Source organism: Olsenella sp. An285 (assembly GCF_002159625.1).
GTDB classification, from domain to species: domain Bacteria; phylum Actinomycetota; class Coriobacteriia; order Coriobacteriales; family Atopobiaceae; genus Thermophilibacter; species Thermophilibacter avicola.
The window spans coordinates 95,360-111,952 of sequence record NZ_NFIZ01000003.1 but is presented as its reverse complement, the minus strand read 5'-3'; the positions used below and the strand labels follow the sequence as shown (position 1 = coordinate 111,952).

11 protein-coding genes are annotated in these 16,593 nt (G+C 67.9%); 1 reads left to right on the top strand and 10 read right to left on the bottom strand.

The genetic code is table 11. The annotated features are described in order from the left end of the window. Positions 1 to 23: 23 nt before the first annotated feature. The 5 genes from xdh to B5F79_RS03080 all read right to left on the bottom strand — a co-directional run bounded on the left by xdh (position 24) and on the right by B5F79_RS03080 (position 8,956). The gene (gene xdh, locus B5F79_RS03100) at positions 24 to 2,783 is read right to left on the bottom strand and encodes a selenium-dependent xanthine dehydrogenase (RefSeq protein ID WP_087217446.1); all 2,760 of its coding nucleotides are present in this window, start codon (positions 2,781 to 2,783) and stop codon (positions 24 to 26) included. Between the two features lie 18 nt (positions 2,784 to 2,801). Continuing rightward, entirely contained in the window at positions 2,802 to 3,014 is a 213-nt protein-coding gene (locus B5F79_RS03095) for a 4Fe-4S binding protein (protein ID WP_087217445.1), read from the bottom strand. An 87-nt stretch (positions 3,015 to 3,101) separates the two neighbouring features. Next, positions 3,102 to 6,095 (bottom strand): putative selenate reductase subunit YgfK, encoded by a 2,994-nt coding sequence (gene ygfK / locus B5F79_RS03090; protein ID WP_087217444.1) that lies wholly within the window; start codon positions 6,093 to 6,095, stop codon positions 3,102 to 3,104. A 128-nt stretch (positions 6,096 to 6,223) separates the two neighbouring features. Then, complete coding sequence (gene ssnA / locus B5F79_RS03085; RefSeq protein WP_087217443.1) at positions 6,224 to 7,576, bottom strand: putative aminohydrolase SsnA; 1,353 nt, start codon at positions 7,574 to 7,576, stop codon at positions 6,224 to 6,226. A gap of 45 nt (positions 7,577 to 7,621) precedes the next feature. Then, positions 7,622 to 8,956 carry a uracil-xanthine permease family protein gene (locus B5F79_RS03080; RefSeq protein WP_241147238.1) on the bottom strand — a complete coding sequence of 445 codons (1,335 nt, stop codon included), beginning with the start codon at positions 8,954 to 8,956 and terminating at the stop codon, positions 7,622 to 7,624. A 307-nt stretch (positions 8,957 to 9,263) separates the two neighbouring features. On the opposite strand from B5F79_RS03080, the gene B5F79_RS03075 reads away from it, so the two are divergent. Further along, the gene (locus B5F79_RS03075) at positions 9,264 to 9,917 is read left to right on the top strand and encodes a helix-turn-helix transcriptional regulator (RefSeq protein WP_087217441.1); all 654 of its coding nucleotides are present in this window, start codon (positions 9,264 to 9,266) and stop codon (positions 9,915 to 9,917) included. Between the two features lie 204 nt (positions 9,918 to 10,121). Here B5F79_RS03075 and B5F79_RS03070 read toward each other — a convergent pair whose 3' ends face one another. From B5F79_RS03070 to B5F79_RS03050, 5 genes are all read right to left on the bottom strand, one after another. Continuing rightward, the gene (locus B5F79_RS03070) at positions 10,122 to 11,084 is read right to left on the bottom strand and encodes a YitT family protein (RefSeq protein ID WP_206390995.1); all 963 of its coding nucleotides are present in this window, start codon (positions 11,082 to 11,084) and stop codon (positions 10,122 to 10,124) included. Between the two features lie 297 nt (positions 11,085 to 11,381). Next, complete coding sequence (gene gatB / locus B5F79_RS03065) at positions 11,382 to 12,908, bottom strand: Asp-tRNA(Asn)/Glu-tRNA(Gln) amidotransferase subunit GatB (protein ID WP_087217440.1); 1,527 nt, start codon at positions 12,906 to 12,908, stop codon at positions 11,382 to 11,384. Next, a complete protein-coding gene (gene gatA, locus B5F79_RS03060; RefSeq protein WP_087217439.1) occupies positions 12,905 to 14,413 on the bottom strand; it encodes an Asp-tRNA(Asn)/Glu-tRNA(Gln) amidotransferase subunit GatA in 1,509 nt (502 codons plus the stop codon). Before gatA ends, gatB begins: the two co-directional genes overlap by 4 nt. After that, positions 14,413 to 14,730 carry an Asp-tRNA(Asn)/Glu-tRNA(Gln) amidotransferase subunit GatC gene (gene gatC / locus B5F79_RS03055; RefSeq protein ID WP_087217438.1) on the bottom strand — a complete coding sequence of 106 codons (318 nt, stop codon included), beginning with the start codon at positions 14,728 to 14,730 and terminating at the stop codon, positions 14,413 to 14,415. Before gatC ends, gatA begins: the two co-directional genes overlap by 1 nt. Before the next feature lie 660 nt (positions 14,731 to 15,390). Continuing rightward, a complete protein-coding gene (locus tag B5F79_RS03050; protein ID WP_087217437.1) occupies positions 15,391 to 16,371 on the bottom strand; it encodes a bile acid:sodium symporter family protein in 981 nt (326 codons plus the stop codon). Positions 16,372 to 16,593 lie beyond the last annotated feature (222 nt).

Genomic DNA, 16,593 nt, shown 5'->3' with positions numbered 1-16,593 from the left:
GACCTGAGCAAACTGTCAAGGTGTCAGGAGTAGTACGTGTTCTTGAGCGGCAGCTCGCACTGGAGCTCGCCGGTGAGGGCACGGTAGGCGTTCTGGACCGCGGGCGCGGTGGGGATCGTGGCGATCTCGCCGATGCCCTTGGCGCCGTAGCCCACGTCGAGCAGCTCGTCCTTCTCGACGTAGATGGCGTTGATTAAGGGGATGTCCGGCGCGCGGAAGAGGCCGAGCGTGCCGAACTTCACCTGCGGGACGCCGTCCTTGAGGTCGAACTTCTCCGTGAGCGCGTAGCCCATGCCCATGAGCACGCCTCCCTCGATCTGGCCCTGGATGGCGATGGGGTTCACCACCTTGCCGGAGTCGTGCGCGGCGTGGACCTCGGTCACGCGGCCGTCGTCGTCCAGGATCACGACGTGGGTGGCGTAGCCGTAGGCCACGTGGCTCTTGGGGTTGGGGACGTCCGCGCCGAGCTTGTCGGTCTTCTCGAGGTACTCGTAGGAGAACTCGCGGCCCTCGAGCTTGGCGAGCGCGGCCACGGGGTCCTGGGCGTGGTAGCCGGCACCCGGGCCCACGTAGGGCGTGCCGTCGGCGTACTCGACCACGAAGCCGTCGCCGTGGGCGACCACGGGCTCGGTGCCGGTCTCGGTCCCCTCCTCCACCGCGAGCATGGCGTCGCGCAGCAGGAACGCCGCGCCGCGCACGGCCTCGCCGGTGATGAGGGTCTGGCGGGACCCGGAGGTGGTGCCGGAGTCGGGCGCGTTCTCGGTGGAGCACTCGCCGTTCACGATGTTGGAGAGCGGCAGGCCCGTGGCCTCGGCCACGTCCTGCAGGAAGACCGTGTTGCAGCCCTGGCCGATGTCAGAGGTGGCGGAGTAGACCACGGCGCGGCCGTCCTCCACGCGAATCTTGCAGCGGCCGGCGTCGGGCAGGCCCACGCCCACGCCCGCGTTCTTCATCGCGCAGGCGAGGCCGGCGTGGCCGGGGTGCGCCTCGTAGACGTCCTTGACCGCGAGCAGGGTCTCCTTGAGGGCGGTGGAGCGGTCGGCGATCTGGCCGTTGGGCAGGACCTTGCCGGGCTCGATGGCGTTGCGGAAGCGGATCTCCCACGGCGAGATGCCCACCTCGTCGGCGAGAAGGTCGATGAGGCTCTCGAGGGCGAACTCGCTCTGGCAGACGCCGAAGCCGCGGAACGCGCCGGCGGGCGGGTTGTTGGTGTACCAGCCGTAGCCGCGAATGTCCGTGTTCTGGTAGCAGTACGGGCCCACGGAGTGCGTGCAGGCGCGCTCGAGGACCGGGCCGCAGAGGGAGGCGTAGGCGCCGGTGTCGAAGTTGATCTCGCAGTCCAGGCCCACGAAGGTGCCGTCCTCGTCGCAGCCGAGGGTGAAGGTGCCCTCCATGTAGTGGCGCTTGGGGTGGAAGTTGATGGACTCCTGGCGCGTGAGGCGCACCTTGACGGGGCGGTTCACCGCGAGCGCGGCGAGCGCGGCCAGGTGCTGCACGGAGACGTCCTCCTTGCCGCCGAAGCCGCCGCCCACGAGCATGGTCTCCACGACGACCTTCTCGGGCGTGGCGTCCCAGCCCAGCATGTGGGCGATCTCCTTGCGGGAGTCGTAGGCGCCCTGGTCGGACGAGCACACCTTGACGCCGCCCTTGTACGGGAAGGCGACGGCGCACTCGGGCTCGAGGAAGGCGTGCTCGGTGAACGGCGTCTTGAAGGTGCGCGTCACCTTGTGCGCGGCGCCGGCGAGCGCGGTAGCCGCGTCGCCGCGGACCACGTGACGCTGCTGGCAGATGTTGTTCTCGGGCGTGACCCAGTTGCCGAAGGCGAGATAGGGCTTGTGGAGCACGGGCGCGCCCTCGGCGCGGGCCTCCTCGATGGAGCGGACGGGCTCGAGCTCCTCGTAGGTGACCTTGACGGCCTTCTTGGCCTTCTCGAGCGTGGCCGCGTCCTCGGCAACCACCAGGGCGATGGCGTCGCCCACGCAGTGGGTGACGTCGCCCTCGGCGATCATGACGTCCCAGTCGTAGAGCAGGTGGCCGACGGCGTTCACGGGCACGTCCGCCGCCGTGAGCACGGCGAGGACGCCCGGCATGGCGCGGGCCTTCTCGGCGTCGATGCTCACCACGCGGGCGCGGGCGAACTTGGAGCGCACGGCGCTGGCGTAGGTGAGGTCGGGGAAGTCGCGCTCGTCGATGTCGTCCGGGTACTTGCCGTACCCGAGGACCTTGCGGCGCACGTCCACGCGGAAGGCGCGCTTGCCCACGCCGTAGTCGTCCCCGCGCTCGAGCTCGGGGTCGATGTTCTTCTCGCCCCGCAGGATCGCGGCGGCGAGGAGGATGCCCTCGATGATCTTCTTGTAGCCGGTGCAGCGGCAGACGTTGCCCCGGATGGCCACCTTGACCTGGTCCTCGGTGGGGTCGGGCACCTTGTGGATGAGGGCCGCGCCCGCCATGACCATGCCGGGGATGCAGAAGCCGCACTGGACGGCGCCCACGGCGCCGAAGGCGTAGACGAAGGCCTCCTGCTCCTCGCGGGGCAGGCCCTCAACGGTCACGACGTCGCGGCCGTTGGCCAGGCGCGTGGTGAGGACGCACGCCTTGGTGGCGCGGTCGTCCACGAGCACGGTGCAGGTGCCGCACGCGCCCTCGGAGCAGCCGTCCTTGACGGAGGTGAGCTTAAGGTCGTCGCGCAGGTAGCGAAGGAGCGGCTTGTCTGTGGTGACGACCTGCTCCTCGCCGTTGACGGTGAAGCGGTACTCGACGGGTGCCTTAGCGGTGGCAGCCATGTTCTTCTCCCCCACTCCCTACTCGGCCGGGGCGTAGATGCCCAGCGTGTCGTGGATGACGCCCTTGCGGCACTTGGTGGCGCACATGCCGCACGCGATGCAGAGCGCGTAGTCGATGCTGGCCTGCTTGTCCTCCACGCGCATGGCGCCCGTGGGGCACGCGCGCTCGCAGAGGCGGCAGCCTATGCAGCCGGTGTCGGCGACCCAGATGCGCCTGAGCTCGTCGTCCATGGTGTACTCCCCTCGTGTGGGCCGGCGAGGGCACGGTCCCCCGCCGGCTTTTGGTCGACTTGACAAAGGGACTGTCCCCTTGTCAAGTTATGCGAGCAGGTAGGCGTAGTCGTCGCGGACGGCGCAGATGGTGAGGCGCACGTCCTCGGGCAGGCCGCAGGCGGCGTCGCTCACGTCGTAGGTGCCCTCGCCGGACGCCAGGCGCACGCGGAACGTGCCGTCGGGCAGCGGAAGGAAGCCGCGGTTCTCGCTCGCGTCCATGTCCGCCGCGCTCCAGAAGAGCGTGAGCTTGTCCTTGTACGGGCGGCCGCTCCACGGGCAGAAGACGGCGCAGTTGCCGCACTCGTTGCACATGCCGTCAACGTGGACGACCTGCTGCTGGGCGAGGCCGGGCACGCGCACGGCAACGTTGGCGCGGTTGGGGCAGACGTCGCAGCAGACCTCGCAGACGGTGGCGCAGCCGAGGCAGCGGCTGGAGGTGCAGCCGGCCACGTCGGTGCAGACGTCACCCTTGCGCGCCATGATGGCGTCGAGCTTGTCGGCACGGACGTTCTTCTCGGCGTACCTGTTGAAGTCGACGCCAGCCAGGTCGCGCGCGACGGCCTGCGCGTCGGCGATGGCCTCCACGAAGGTGGCCGGCCCACGGCGGCAGTCGCCGGCAGCCCAGACGTGGTCCACGCCGGTGGAGGTGCCGGCCGGCCGTCCCCGACGGTCGACCTCGACGCCGGCGCCCTCGTAGAGGCCGCGCTCGATCTGCTCGCCCACGGCGCAGACCACGGCCGTGGCGGGAACCTGCACGGTCTCGCCCGTGCCCTCCGGGCGACGACGGCCGGACTCGTCCGGCTCGCCGAGGCGCATGACCTCGCAAGCGAGCTTGCCGTCGGCCACGCCGATGGGCGCCAGGAGCTCGCACAGCTCCACGCCCTCCTCCAGCGCCAGCTGCAGCTCCTCCTCGTCCGCCGGCATCTCCTTCTTGGTGCGGCGGTAGACGATGCGCACGTTCTGCACGCCCTCGGCGCGCTTGGCCACGCGCGCGGCGTCCATGGCGGTGTTGCCCGCGCCCACGATCACGACGTCGGTGCCCAGGTCCATGGGCTCGCCGGACTTGGCGGCCTCGAGGAACTCCAGGACGTCGATCTCCTCGCCGGCCTTGAGGCCCACCTTGCCGGGCGCCCACGCGCCGGTGGCCACCACGACGTCCGTGAAGCCCTCGTCAAAGAGCTCGGAGACGCTCGTGACCTCGCGCTCCATCTGGACCTGCGCGCCAAAGGCGAGGCAGAGGGCCACGTCCTTGTCGATGTCCTCGTGGGAGATGCGGAACTCGGGGATGATGTGGCGGGCCACGCCGCCGAGCTTGCCGGTGCGCTCGATGATGGTGACCTTGACGCCCGCGCGCGTGAGGAAGAACGCGGTGGCCAGGCCGGCCGGGCCGCCGCCGATCACGGCGACGTTCTTATCGGCCGCAGCGGCGCTCTTGGCGGGGCCGGCAGCGCGGAGCTTGGCCACGACCTCGTCGAACCCGCCGCGGGCGGCCTCGAGCTTGGACTCGCGGATGCGCGCACCCTCGGGCTCGTAGAAGCTGCGCTCGCACTTGGCGCCGCAGGGGTGCGGGCAGAGGTTGCCGGTGATGTGCGGAAGCGCGTTGCGCTCGACGATGATCTGCAGCGCCTCGGCGAGCTTGCCCTCGTCCACGCGGGAGAGGTAGGCCGGGATGTCCTGCTGGATGGGGCAGCCGGTGCGGCAGGGCGCCGTGAAGCAGCTCATGAGCGGGAGCTCGGCGCCGACCTTGTGCGGCTTGGCCGGCTTGATGGGCTTCTGGTAGTCCTTGCCGGAGGCGGTGCGGGCGGCGAGCTCGGTCACGGCGTCGACGTCCACGTAGTCCAGGCGCTCCGCGCCGGCGAGAAGGCCGGCGATCTGGTAGAAGCGCTCGTAGCCGCCGGGCTTGAGGACGTTGGTGGCCATGGTGATCGGCCAGATGCCCGCGGCGTAGAGCTCGCGGATGTTGCGCGCGTCGGCGCCGCCGGAGTAGGAGATGCGCAGGCGCCCGTCGAACTGCTGGGCGATGCGGCGCGCGAGCTCGATCGTGAGCGGGAAGAGCGAGCGGCCGGACATGTACATCTCCTCGGAGGGCAGCTCGCCGCGGGTGACGTCCACCGGGAAGGTGTTGGTGAGCTTGACGCCGAAGGCGAGGCCCTTCTCGGCGCAGAGCTCGATCAGGCGGTCGAACATGGGCACGGCGTCGGCCCACTGCAGGTCCTCGCGGAAGTGCGTGTCGTCGAAGACGATGTAGTCAAAGCCCAGCTCGTTCAGGCGCTCGCGCGCGAAGTCGTAGCCCAGGAGCGTGGGGTTGCACTTGATGTAGGTGTTCACGCCCTTCTCGGTGATGAGGTAGGTGGCGATGCGCTCGATCTCGTCCGGCGGGCAGCCGTGGAGCGTGGACTCGGTGACGGAGTTGGAGACCTGCGGGGAGACCGAGTTCACGAAGTCGGCGTCCACGTTCTGGAAGCGGTCGAGGTTGGCGAGCGCCCAGTCGCGGCACTCGGCCCAGACGTCGGTGCCGGAGGCGTCCTTCATGCCCTCGATGTAGGCGTCGACCTTGGGGCTCTGGATGCCCTCGAGGCTGTAGCCCACGGACATGTTGAAGACGAAGCCGTCCGGGTCTCCCAGGCCGTACTCGCGGGCGATGAGCTTGCACGCCCACCAGGCCTTGACGTACTCGGCAAAGGCGTCGGGCACCGTGAGCTCGGTGGACCACTCGCAGTTGTAGCACTCGTCCTCGGCCACGATGCAGGGCTTGTTCACGCAGGCGGAGAGCTCCTCGCCGTCCATAATCTGGACGGTCTTGAGCTCGAAGAAGCGCGAGCCCGCCACGTAGGAGGCCACGATGTTCTGCGCGAGCTGGGTGTTGGGGCCGGCGGCCGGGCCAAAGGGCGTCTCGATCTTCTCGGCAAATATGGGCTCGGCGCCGCCCTCGTGGCGGTAGGCCTTGCGCACGCCAAAGATGCTGGCCTGCGTCTCGTGCTCGGTCAGGACCCAGTCCATGACCTGCGCAAACGGCATCGGCCTCATGACGTCGCTCATTGTTGCTCCTCTCCTGAGGGAGGTCTTCCCCCACGTCCGCCGACGAGACCGCGCGCCGGCGAATGGTGACGATCGGCCCCGCGGAGGCCGAGTGGGACCGGGCGCCCCCCGCGCCCGGCCAACGGTTCCTAGTACGTGCGCTCGTTGAGCGTGCCCCAGAGCTTTTTGCTCTGCTCGAGGGTCCAGGCGTTGATGCTCTCCTCGTCAAAGGCCACGAACTCGCGGTCCTTGTAGAGGACCTTGCCGTTGACGATGGTGGTGCGGCAGTTCTTGCCCATCATGCCGAAGAGCATGTGGCCGTCGATGTTCTCGTCGGAGAACGGCGTGAAGACCGGGTAGTCCATCACGATGACGTCGGCCGCGGCACCGGGCTTGAGGAAGCCGATCTCGCGCCCGAAGTACTCGCTCGCCATGGCGGGGTTGTTCTGGAAGAGCATCGTCATGGCCTCGACCCAGCCCACGTTGGGCATGGCCGCGTTGTGGCGCTGGATGATGAGGAAGACCTTGAGGCTCTCCAGCATGTCGTGCGTGTAGGCGTCCGTGCCCATGTGCACGGGGATGCCGCGGCGGTAGAACTCGAGCACCGGCGCGCAGCCCACGGCGTTGCCCATGTTGGACTCGGGGTTGTTGACGATGTGGGTGCCGGTCTCCTTGATGATGTCCATCTCGGCGGGCGTGACGTGGATGCAGTGGCCGAGCATCGTGCGCGGGCCCAGGAGGTCGTGCTGGAGCAGGCGCTCGATCGGCGAGATGCCGCCGCGGTTGAGGCGGCTGTCCCAGACGTCGTTCATGCCCTCGCACACGTGGATGTGGAAGCCGGTGAGACCATTGTTGGCCTCGGCCATCTTGTCCATCGTCTCGTCGGAGAGTGTGAAGGTGGCGTGCCCGCCAAACATCGCGGCGATCATGGAGTTGCCCTCGGCCTGGGCCTTGGCGGCCCACTGCGCGAACTCGGCGTTCTCGGCGATTGCCTGGTCGCGCTTCTCGTCGCCGCGGCGGTCGGACGTCTCGTAGCAGAGGCACGCGCGGATGCCCGTCTCCTCGCACACGTCCTTGATGGCAAAGAGGGAGCCCGGGATCTCGCAGAAGCTCGCGTGGTGGTCGAAGATCGTGGTCACGCCGTCGCGCAGGCTGTCCAGCACGGTGGCGTAGGCGCTCGCGCGGGTGCCGTCGAGCGTGAGGTTGTCGTCGATCTTCCACCACTGCTGCTCGAGGTTCTCGAGGAAGTTGGTGGGGTTGCAGCCCTTGATGGAAAGGCCGCGGGCGAGGCCCGAGTAGATGTGGGTGTGGCAGTTCACGAGGCCCGGCATGATGACGCCGCCGTGGGCGTCCACGACCTCGGCCTCGGGGTACTTCTCGGCCAGCGCGGTGGCGTCACCTACCTCGGCGATCTTCTCGCCATCGATGGCAACGGCGCCGTTCTCGAGGTAGGCGTTGTCAGCGTCGCGCGTGATGACGCGACCGTTGGTGACGAGCAGCATTTCGTCTCCTATCTGTTAATTGGGGACAGTCCCCAATTTGCAGAGCTAGTTCTCGGGCTTGGGGAGGATCAGGTTGAGCAGGATGGCCATGATGGCGGCCGGGGTGATGGCATTGGAGCCGATGACGGTGGTGACCCAGGAGGGCATGCCCTCGCCGGCGAGGCAGCCGGAGGCCATCCAGATGCCCAGGCCAAAGACCACGGAGGTGCCCACGATGGTGGTCACGCGCGGGGTGAGGCCGTCCTTGGTGAACATGCGGACGCCGTTCATGGTGATGGTGCCAAAGACGCCCACCGTGGCGCCACCGATGACCGGCTGCGGGATGGCGGTGAGCACGGCAGAGAGCTGCGGGAGCAGGCCCGCCGCGGCGAAGACGGCCGCCACGATCACGAAGACCCACTTGTTGACGACCTTGTTGGAGCAGATGATGCCCACGTTCTGGCCGAGCGCGGAGGTGGGCAGGCCGCCGATGAAGGCGGAGACGAGCGACGTGCAGCCCTGGGAGACGATGGCGCCGGAGAGCTCGCGCTCGGTGGGCATGCGGTCCATGGCGCCCAGGCAGGCGGCGGAGACGTCGCCGATGACCTGGATGGCGACCATCGGGTAGACCACGGCCAGGGTGATGCAGACCTCGGGGTGGAACTCGAGCGCGTAGGGCATGAGCTTGGGGAACGCGAAGACGCCGGCGGAGCTCACGGCAGAGAAGTCGAGCATGCCAAAGGGCGCGGACACGATGATGCCGGCGATCATGCCAAAGAAGACGCTGCCCAGCTTGAGGGTGCCCTTGGCAAAGTTGTTGAGGCCAAAGACCACGGCAAAGGTGACGAGCGCCACGCACCAGGCCTGCGGGGTGCCCCAGAGCGCGGTGCCCTCGCCGCCGGCCATGTACTTGATGGCCGTGGGGTAGAGCGAGACGCCGATGGTGAAGATCACCGTGCCCGTGACCACCGGCGGGAAGAACGCCTTGAGCTTGCCGTAGAAGAGACCAAAGAGGATTGCCGCGATGCCGCCCACAATCTCGCCGCCGAGGAGCGAGCCAAAGGAGAACGTGGCGCCCATGGCCTGGAGGGCCGGCAGGAACGCGAACGAGACGCCCATGACGATGGGCAGGTTGCCGCCGATGCGGCGGAACGGCGCGAAGGCCTGCAGCGCCGTGTCGATGGCAGAGAGGATCAGGGCCACCTGGATGATGTCCGTCTTCTGCTGCGCGGTGAAGTTGAACGTGGCGGCAATGAGGATCGCCGGGGTGATGATGCCCGCGAACGACGCCAGCACGTGCTGGAGCGCGCAGGGAATCATGTCGCCGATGGGCGGCATCCCCTCACGTTGGAACAGGTAGTCGTGCGCCTCCTTGACCTCTGCGGTCTGCGTCTTCGCCATGATTGTCCTCTCCATGCATGTGCGACTGCACAATCCTGCGACTATGTTTCAACATTATTGCGGGCCTCGGGCTAACAAAATGTCTGCTTCTATGAAAATCTGTTAGACGGTAGGTTGCGGGGCGTGAGCGGTTGGCGTTGATGAGGTGGCGGCAAATTCTCGTTGTGTGCTGGCCGCTATAACGCTACGCTATCCCCCATCAAACCTTTGCCGACGGCCACGACCGCCCGGCAGAGGGACCTAACAAAAAGTATGCCGGCCCCTCCGGCCGACCGCAGCACCGCCCCCGGGAAGGACCAAGAACCGCATGCAGGAAGCTCAGCTCGACTTCTACAAGAGACTCGCCCACGCGCTCGCGCTGCAGTTTGGCAGCGGGTGCGAGGTCGTGGTGCACGACCTCGAGGCCAAGGACCCCAGCCACTCGATCGTGGCCATCGAGAACGGTCACGTGACGGGCCGCAAGCTGGGCGACGGCCCGAGCCACGTGGTGCTCGAGGCGCTCCACGCCGGCGACGCCAAGCTGGAGGACCGCCTCTGCTACCTCACCAAGACGGCGGACGGCAAGATCCTCAAGTCCTCGACGATCTTCATCAGGGACGACGCCGGGCACACGGTGGGCATCTTCGCCCTCAATTACGACATCACGGTCCTGCGCGCCGCCGGGGAGATCATCGGCGAGGTCGTGGGCACCGAGCCCAGCGCCCCGCGCGAGCCCGAGCCCATCGTCCGCAGCGTGGCCGACCTCCTGGACGACCTCATCGAGCAGAGCGTGGAGCTCGTGGGCACGCCCGTGGCGCTCATGACCAAGGAGGAGAAGGTCCGCGCGATCCGCTACCTCAACGACACCGGCGCCTTCCTCATCACCAAGTCCGGCCCCAAGGTCTGCAAGTTCTTCGGCATCTCCAAGTACACGCTCTACAGCTACCTCGACGAGGCCCGCAACGCCGAGAAGGACGCGTAGGCCGCGGCGCGCCTGCGACGCGCGAGGCGCCCCGCGAGGGTATGCGCACCCCCCGTGAGGGTATGTACGGTCTCCGACGCGCCGGTTCTTCTCGGCAAGCCTTCTACCAGCTGATTTGCAACCATTCAAGCCCGGCGGGTGTACATACCCTGCCGGGCACGTGTACATACCCTGCGGGTGGACGCACGGCGAACCCCACGGCCGCTAGTTCACGCCGCGGAAGCCCTTGCCCACGATCTCGGAGCTGCTGGTGATGGTGATGAAGGCGCCCGGGTCGGTCTCGCGCACAAAGAGGCGCAGCTTCATGGCCTCGCGGCGGGACAGCACGCTCGTGAGGATGATCACGCGCTTGCCGGAGTACGCGCCCCAGCCAAACGTGACCGTGGCGGTGCGGCCGAGCTTCTTGACGATGTACTCCTCCACCTCGCGCGGGCGGCTGCAGATGACCTGGCAGACCTTGCGCTGGCGGATGGACTCGATGAAGCCGTCCACCACGAAGCTCTTGCCCAGGAGGCCCAGCACGCAGTAGAGGCCGACGCGCGGCCCGTAGATGATGATCGCGGCGGCAACGATGCCCAGGTCGACGGCAAGGAGCGCCTTGCCGATCTCGATGTCGGTGTGCTTGCGGAGGATCATGGCCGTGATGTCCGTGCCGCCGGTGGAGGCGCCGATGTCAAAGATCATGGCGCTGCCCACGGCCGGCAGCAGCACGGCGAAGCAGAGGTCGAGCCAGAGGTCGCCGGTGATCGACTGCGTCACGGGGAAGAGCCACTCGAAGAGCGAGGTGTACGCGGAGAGCGCGATGGAGGCGTACGCCGTCCAGAGGATGGTCTTGCGCTCCAGGAAGATGAAGCCCAGGACAACGAGGACGATGTTGAGCACCCACATCCACACCGAGACGGGCAGCACCGGGAAGGCCGTTCCCAGAAGGATCGCCAGGCCGGACGTGCCGCCAAAGGCCAGGTGGTTGGGCGTCTTGAAGAGCACGAGCGAGACGGCCGTGAGCACGAGGCCCACGTTGAGTATCGAGAAGAACTGCGGGAAGGTGTAGCCGCCGCGCCGCTTGACGAGCTTCTCGGAACGAGCCTCCTCCGCCGGGGTCACCACCTCGGCGACCGGTTCCACCGTAGCCCGCCTGACCTCCTCGGCCGACACGCCCTGTTCCACGTCTCTCCCTCCTCGCGACCCTCAGCAGGGAGTCTAACGCGCCCGGCACTCTGAAACAAGCCTGAAACATACCTCATTTTCGGACGGGCGGCTGGCGGCGGACTAACCGCGGCTCACGTGCGAAATCCGGACGGTCTCAAGCCCGAAACCGTCGCTCCCCCGCACCCCCGCGCCTGTCTCGCGACGAACGAGAGGCGAGAAGGACCCGCCCCCGCATAGTCCGCCGCGAGTTCTTGCCGAGCGTTCTTCTCGGCAAGCTGTCTGAGCGCCGGACTTTGCGGGGGCGGGTCCTTCTCGCTATCCCTCGAGCTTCTCGGCGAGCATCTTGTTGAAGGCCTTGGGGTTGCCGGAGCCCTTGGCCGCCTTCATGCACTGCCCCACGAGGAAGCCGAGCACCTTCTTGTTGCCGTCGCGGTACTGCTGTACCTGGTCCGTGCACCGGCCGAGCACCTCGTCCACGATGGCACCGAGGGCACCCTCGTCCGTGGACTGGCGCATGCCGTGGGCGTCGACGTATGCCACCGGGTCCTCGCCGGTGCCGTTGACCGCGTCGAGTACCTCGCGGGCCTGGGCGAAGGTGAGCGCGTCCTCGGCGAGAAGCCCGGAGATGCCGCGGACCTGCTCCACCGTGAGGGCGTCGTAGCTCGGCGCGAGGTTCACCATGACGTTGGCCAGCGTGCCCACGACCTTGAGGTTCTTCTCGCCAGCCGGGCCCGTGCCCTCGAGCGCCTCCTCGAAGAAGGCCGCGACCTTGGGGTCGCCCGCGAGCTGGGCCGCGTCGGCGCGCTTGAGGCCGTAGTCGGCGATGTAGCGGTCGCGCTTGGCGTCGGGCAGCTCGGGGATGCGCGCGCGGCAGCGGTCGACGAACTCGTCCGTGAGGTCGAAGGGCGCGAGGTCCGGGTCCGGGAAGAGGCGGTAGTCGTCCGCGGTCTCCTTGACGCGCATGACCACGGTGCGGCGGCGGCTGGGCTCCCAGTGGCGCGTCTCCTGGTAGACGATGCCGCCCTCCTCGAGCACCTCGGCCTGGCGACAGATCTCGTACTCGAGCGCGTCGTGCAGGCTCTTGAACGAGTTGATGTTCTTCATCTCGGTCTTGGTGCCAAACTTGGTCTCGCCGCGGCGGCGGAGGGAGATGTTGCCGTCGCAGCGCATGGAGCCGCTCTCGAGCGAGCAGTCGGAGATGCCCAGGGTGAGGAAGGTCTGGCGCAGCTTCTCCATGAAGAGGCGCGCCTCCTCGGGCGTGCGCAGGTCGGGCTCGGTCACGAGCTCGATGAGCGGGGTGCCGCAGCGGTTGTAGTCGACGAGGGACTCGGTGGCCGCGGTGATGCGGCCCTCCTCGCCGCCCACGTGCACCATCTTGGCGGCGTCCTCCTCCATGTGGATGCGCAGGATCCGGATGGGCGCGACGTAGCCGCCGTCCGCGTCCTTCTCGACGGTGCTGTCCGGGCGCTCCTTGGCACCGGCGCCGGAGACCTCCAGGTCCAGGTGGCCGTGCATGCAGAACGCCACGGGGCCCTGCGTGGTCTGGAAGTTCTTGGCCATGTCCGGATAGAAGTAGTGCTTCCGGTAGAACATGGAGTGGCGCATGATCTGGCAGTTGGTGGCCAGGCCCGCCATGACGATGGACTCGATGGCCTTCTCGTTGGGCACGGGCAGCGCGCCCGGCATGCCCAGGCACACGGGGCAGACGTTGGTGTTGGGCGGGTCGTCGTGGGAGAGGCGGCAGTTGCAGAACATCTTGGTCTCGAGCGTGGTGAGCTCGGTGTGGACCTCGAGGCCGATCACGGCCTCCCAGTCCTTGAGGACCTCGGCGAGCTTCTTCATGCGAGCTCACCCCCCTTTCCGGCGAAGGCGGGCGCGACGGGGGCTCCTTCGCCGGTGGGCGAGAAGGACCGCTCGATCGCGCGCGCAAAGGTGAGCAGACGGTCGTCGGCGAAGGCCGGGCCCTGGAGCTGCGCGGAGACGGGCAGGCCGGAGGTGGCGCCCAGGCCCAGCGGCACGGAGACGCCGCCGTTGCCGGCGATGTTGTTGGAGATCGTGAACATGTCCGACGCGTACATCTGCGTGGGGTCGCTCATCTCGCCGAACTTGAACGCGGTGCGCGGTGCGGCCGGCATGAGGATGACGTCGCACTTCTCGTACGCGCGGGCGTAGTCCTGCGTGATGAGGGTGCGGACCTGCTGCGCGGGGTAGTAGTACTTGTCGTAGGTGCCGCTGGAGAGGAGGTAGGCGCCCAGCATCTGGCGGCGCTTGGCCTCCTCGCCAAAGCCGTGCGCGCGGGAGAGCGAGGTCTGATCGGCCAGCGTTGCCTGGCCGGGCTCCTGGTAGCCGTAGCGCACGCCGTCGAAGCGCGCGAGGTTGGAGAAGGCCTCGCAGGGGGCGATCACGTAGTAGGCAGCGATGGCGGAGGCGATGTTGGGGAGGTCCACCTCCACGAGCTCGGCGCCCTGGTCCTGCAGGGCGCGGCCGGCGGCATCGACGGCGTCGCGCACCTCCTGCGTGAGGCCGGCGGCCTCCATGAGGGCGGGCACGATGCCCACCTTGCGACCCTCGATCGCGTCGTCCAGGTGCGCGAGGAAGTCCGTGGCAACGGGCTGGCTCGTGGAGTCCCACGGGTCGCGGCCGGCGGAGGTGAGCGCGTTCATGGCAAGGGCCACGTCCTCGACGCGGCGACCGAAGGGACCGACCTGGTCGAGCGAGGAGCCGAAGGCGACCACGCCGTAGCGGCTGACCGCGCCGTAGGTGGGCTTGAGGCCCACGACGCCGCAGAGGGAGGCCGGCTGGCGGATGGAGCCGCCGGTGTCGGAGCCCAGGGAGACCGTGACCTCGCCGGCGGCGACCGCCGCGGCCGAGCCGCCCGAGGAGCCGCCGGGCACGCGCTCGGTGTCCCACGGGTTGGCCGTGGGGTGGAAGGCCGAGGACTCGGTGGAGCTGCCGAAGGCGAACTCGTCCATGTTGGTCTTGCCCACGGGCGTGGCACCGGCGTCGAGCAGGCGCTGGACACAGGTGGCCGTGAACGTGGACTCGTAGTTGGCGAGCATGCGCGAGGCGCAGGTGGTGCGGGTGCCCACGAGGTGCATGTTGTCCTTGAAGGCCACAGGGACGCCGGCGAGCGGGCCGAGCTTCTCTCCTGCCGCGCGGGCGCGGTCGGTGGCCTCGGCCGCGGCGAGCGCGAGGTCGGCAGAGACCTGCAGGAACGCCTTGACCTCGGGATCGCGCGCCTCCACGGCGTCGAGCGCGGCGCGGGCCACCTCAGCGGCGGTGAAGTCGCCATTTGCGACGCCCGCTGCGATCTGGGCAGCGGAGAGCTGGTCGAAGTTCGCGGCCATTAGCGGTCACCCCCCTGGTCGCCGAGGATGGACGGGACGCGGAAGCTGCGGTCGCGGGACGCACCGGCGTTCTTGAGCGCCACGTCCACGGGCAGGTGCCGGACGTCGGTGTCCGGGACGTCATCGGCCATCACGTTGGAGAGGTCGCCGATGGGATGGAACGTGGGCTCCACGCCCTCGAGGTCGTACTGCCTGATGGGCTCGAGCAGGTCGATCGCGCTGTTCATGTACGCCGTCATCTCGTCAAGCTCCTCCGGGGTGAGGGCGATGCGCGCATAGTCCGCGATGCCTGCCACGTCTTCTCTGGTAAGGGGCATAGGTCCTCCTGTCGTTAGCTTGTGTCATTCTACGACAGGCCCCGGCGCGGGGCGCGACCCGAGACGAGGGCGCAACATTGGACGGGCGCGCGGCAGAGCGGGCACGCGGGAGGGCGCCCGACGCACAACCTTACGAAACCGCAAGGCGCGCGTAAGCCCCGTCGATGGCTCCATATCCCCTGACCTGCGAGGATTCTGTCAGCAAGCAAGCCGAGGTCAGGAGGTCCCCATGAAGAGGCTCATTTTCATCGCCGTGGTCGCCGTCGCGGCGCTCGCCGTCATCCTGGACGACGGTCGCCCGCGCCGTCGCTGGGCATAGGGCCCGGGGCGGTAGTCGCCCTGTCGCGCTCAGCATCCGCGTTCCGCGACCGGCGCACAGACGACGTCTTGATGCCGTCTGGGTGCAATTTCCCTCTTCGGGTCAGTAACACCTCTGTCCATCTGCAAAACTGGCCTTCGGGTCAGTGGATTTTACCTCAGTCTGACAATCTTGATTTAGTATTTGATACCAAATCAAGGCATAACACCGGTACGTTTTCCGAAGCAGAGCCATCTGAGGCGAATTTCCACTGACCCGAAGGCCAGTTTTGCAGGACTATCGGCATTTCACTGACCCGAGCGACACTTTTGCAGTAACGGGCCGACGCGACGTGCCGCTCGCTACGAGGACAGCTCCCCCGCCGCTTCTCCCGCGGCGTCTGCGGACTTCATCCGCCGCAGCACCGTTCCCCAGAACGCCGAGAGCACCTGCTGGAACAACGTCCCGATGACCACGGGGAACATCACCTCGCCCGGGAAGTACTCGCCGGCGAGAACCGCGCCGGCGGAGATGTTGCGCAGGCCGCAGAGGTACGTGAGCGAGACTCGCTGGGCCCACGAGGTGCGCATCAGGCGCGCCGCGAGCACGCCCCACGCAAAGCCCGAGCACGCAAAGAGCCCGATGAACACCGTGACCGCCACCAGCTGCGGCGTGAGGTTGCGCACGTAGGGCGCCACGCCCGTCGAGTTGGCAAGGATCACCATGATGAGCGCGATCTTGGCCGCCGGCGCCAGGACCGGCGAGAGCTGCCGGGCGCCCCAGCCGTGGGAGAACTCGTTGACCGCCGTGCCCGCAAGCGCCGGAAGCGCGATGGAGACGAGCATCTCGCCCATCATGCGAGCGGCGTCGACCTCCACCACCTGACCCAGGAGCAGGTGCAGCGTGAAGGGGATGGTGAACGGCGCCGCAACCGTGGAGACGAGCGTCGTGGCAAGTCCGAGCGCCGGGTCGCCCTCGTAGAGGTTGATCCAGATGGCCGACGTCACGGCCACCGGAACGGTGTACTCGAGCACGATTCCGCACACGAGGTTAGGGTTCGACCCAAAGATGAGCGTCGCCAGACCGCACGCCAGGACCGGCATGAGCACCGTGGTTATCAGGAGCGTCACCACCATCGGCAACGGATGGCGCACCGTGCGCGCGAGGTTGCCAAACGTGTTGGAGATCGCCCCCTGAAAGGTCATGAACGCAAAGAGCGCGGTCACCGCCGGCTTCATGACCGAGAACACCTCGGGGAAGAGCACCGCCAGCACCACGCACGTGGGCGAGACGAACGCCATGTGGTCCCCGATGAAGCCGCCGAGCCGCTTCCATGCTTCCATGCCTCTATGGTCCTCCCGTCACGCGTCGCCTCAGAGCATGCGAAATGGTACGACCCTGCGCACCACGCTGCCCCAGCCGTAACCAGGCCGCAAACGACGCATAAAGTTTTGTTCTAGGGACCAGCGGGAGCGACCGACGCCCCGCGGCAAGGGGGTGGCCGGCGCCCCGCGCCAAATACCACCGCCGTCGCACGATGCCTTAAAATACCCCCAAGCAAGTAG

Coding starts and splice junctions, on each gene's coding strand:
- gatC (WP_087217438.1), bottom strand. CDS start 14,730: ATGCCCCTTACCAGAGAAGACGTGGCAGGCATCGCGGACTATGCGCGC.
- B5F79_RS03050 (WP_087217437.1), bottom strand. CDS start 16,371: ATGGAAGCATGGAAGCGGCTCGGCGGCTTCATCGGGGACCACATGGCG.
- B5F79_RS03095 (WP_087217445.1), bottom strand. CDS start 3,014: ATGGACGACGAGCTCAGGCGCATCTGGGTCGCCGACACCGGCTGCATA.
- gatB (WP_087217440.1), bottom strand. CDS start 12,908: ATGAAGAAGCTCGCCGAGGTCCTCAAGGACTGGGAGGCCGTGATCGGC.
- gatA (WP_087217439.1), bottom strand. CDS start 14,413: ATGGCCGCGAACTTCGACCAGCTCTCCGCTGCCCAGATCGCAGCGGGC.
- ssnA (WP_087217443.1), bottom strand. CDS start 7,576: ATGCTGCTCGTCACCAACGGTCGCGTCATCACGCGCGACGCTGACAAC.
- xdh (WP_087217446.1), bottom strand. CDS start 2,783: ATGGCTGCCACCGCTAAGGCACCCGTCGAGTACCGCTTCACCGTCAAC.
- B5F79_RS03075 (WP_087217441.1), top strand. CDS start 9,264: ATGCAGGAAGCTCAGCTCGACTTCTACAAGAGACTCGCCCACGCGCTC.
- ygfK (WP_087217444.1), bottom strand. CDS start 6,095: ATGAGCGACGTCATGAGGCCGATGCCGTTTGCGCAGGTCATGGACTGG.
- B5F79_RS03080 (WP_241147238.1), bottom strand. CDS start 8,956: ATGGCGAAGACGCAGACCGCAGAGGTCAAGGAGGCGCACGACTACCTG.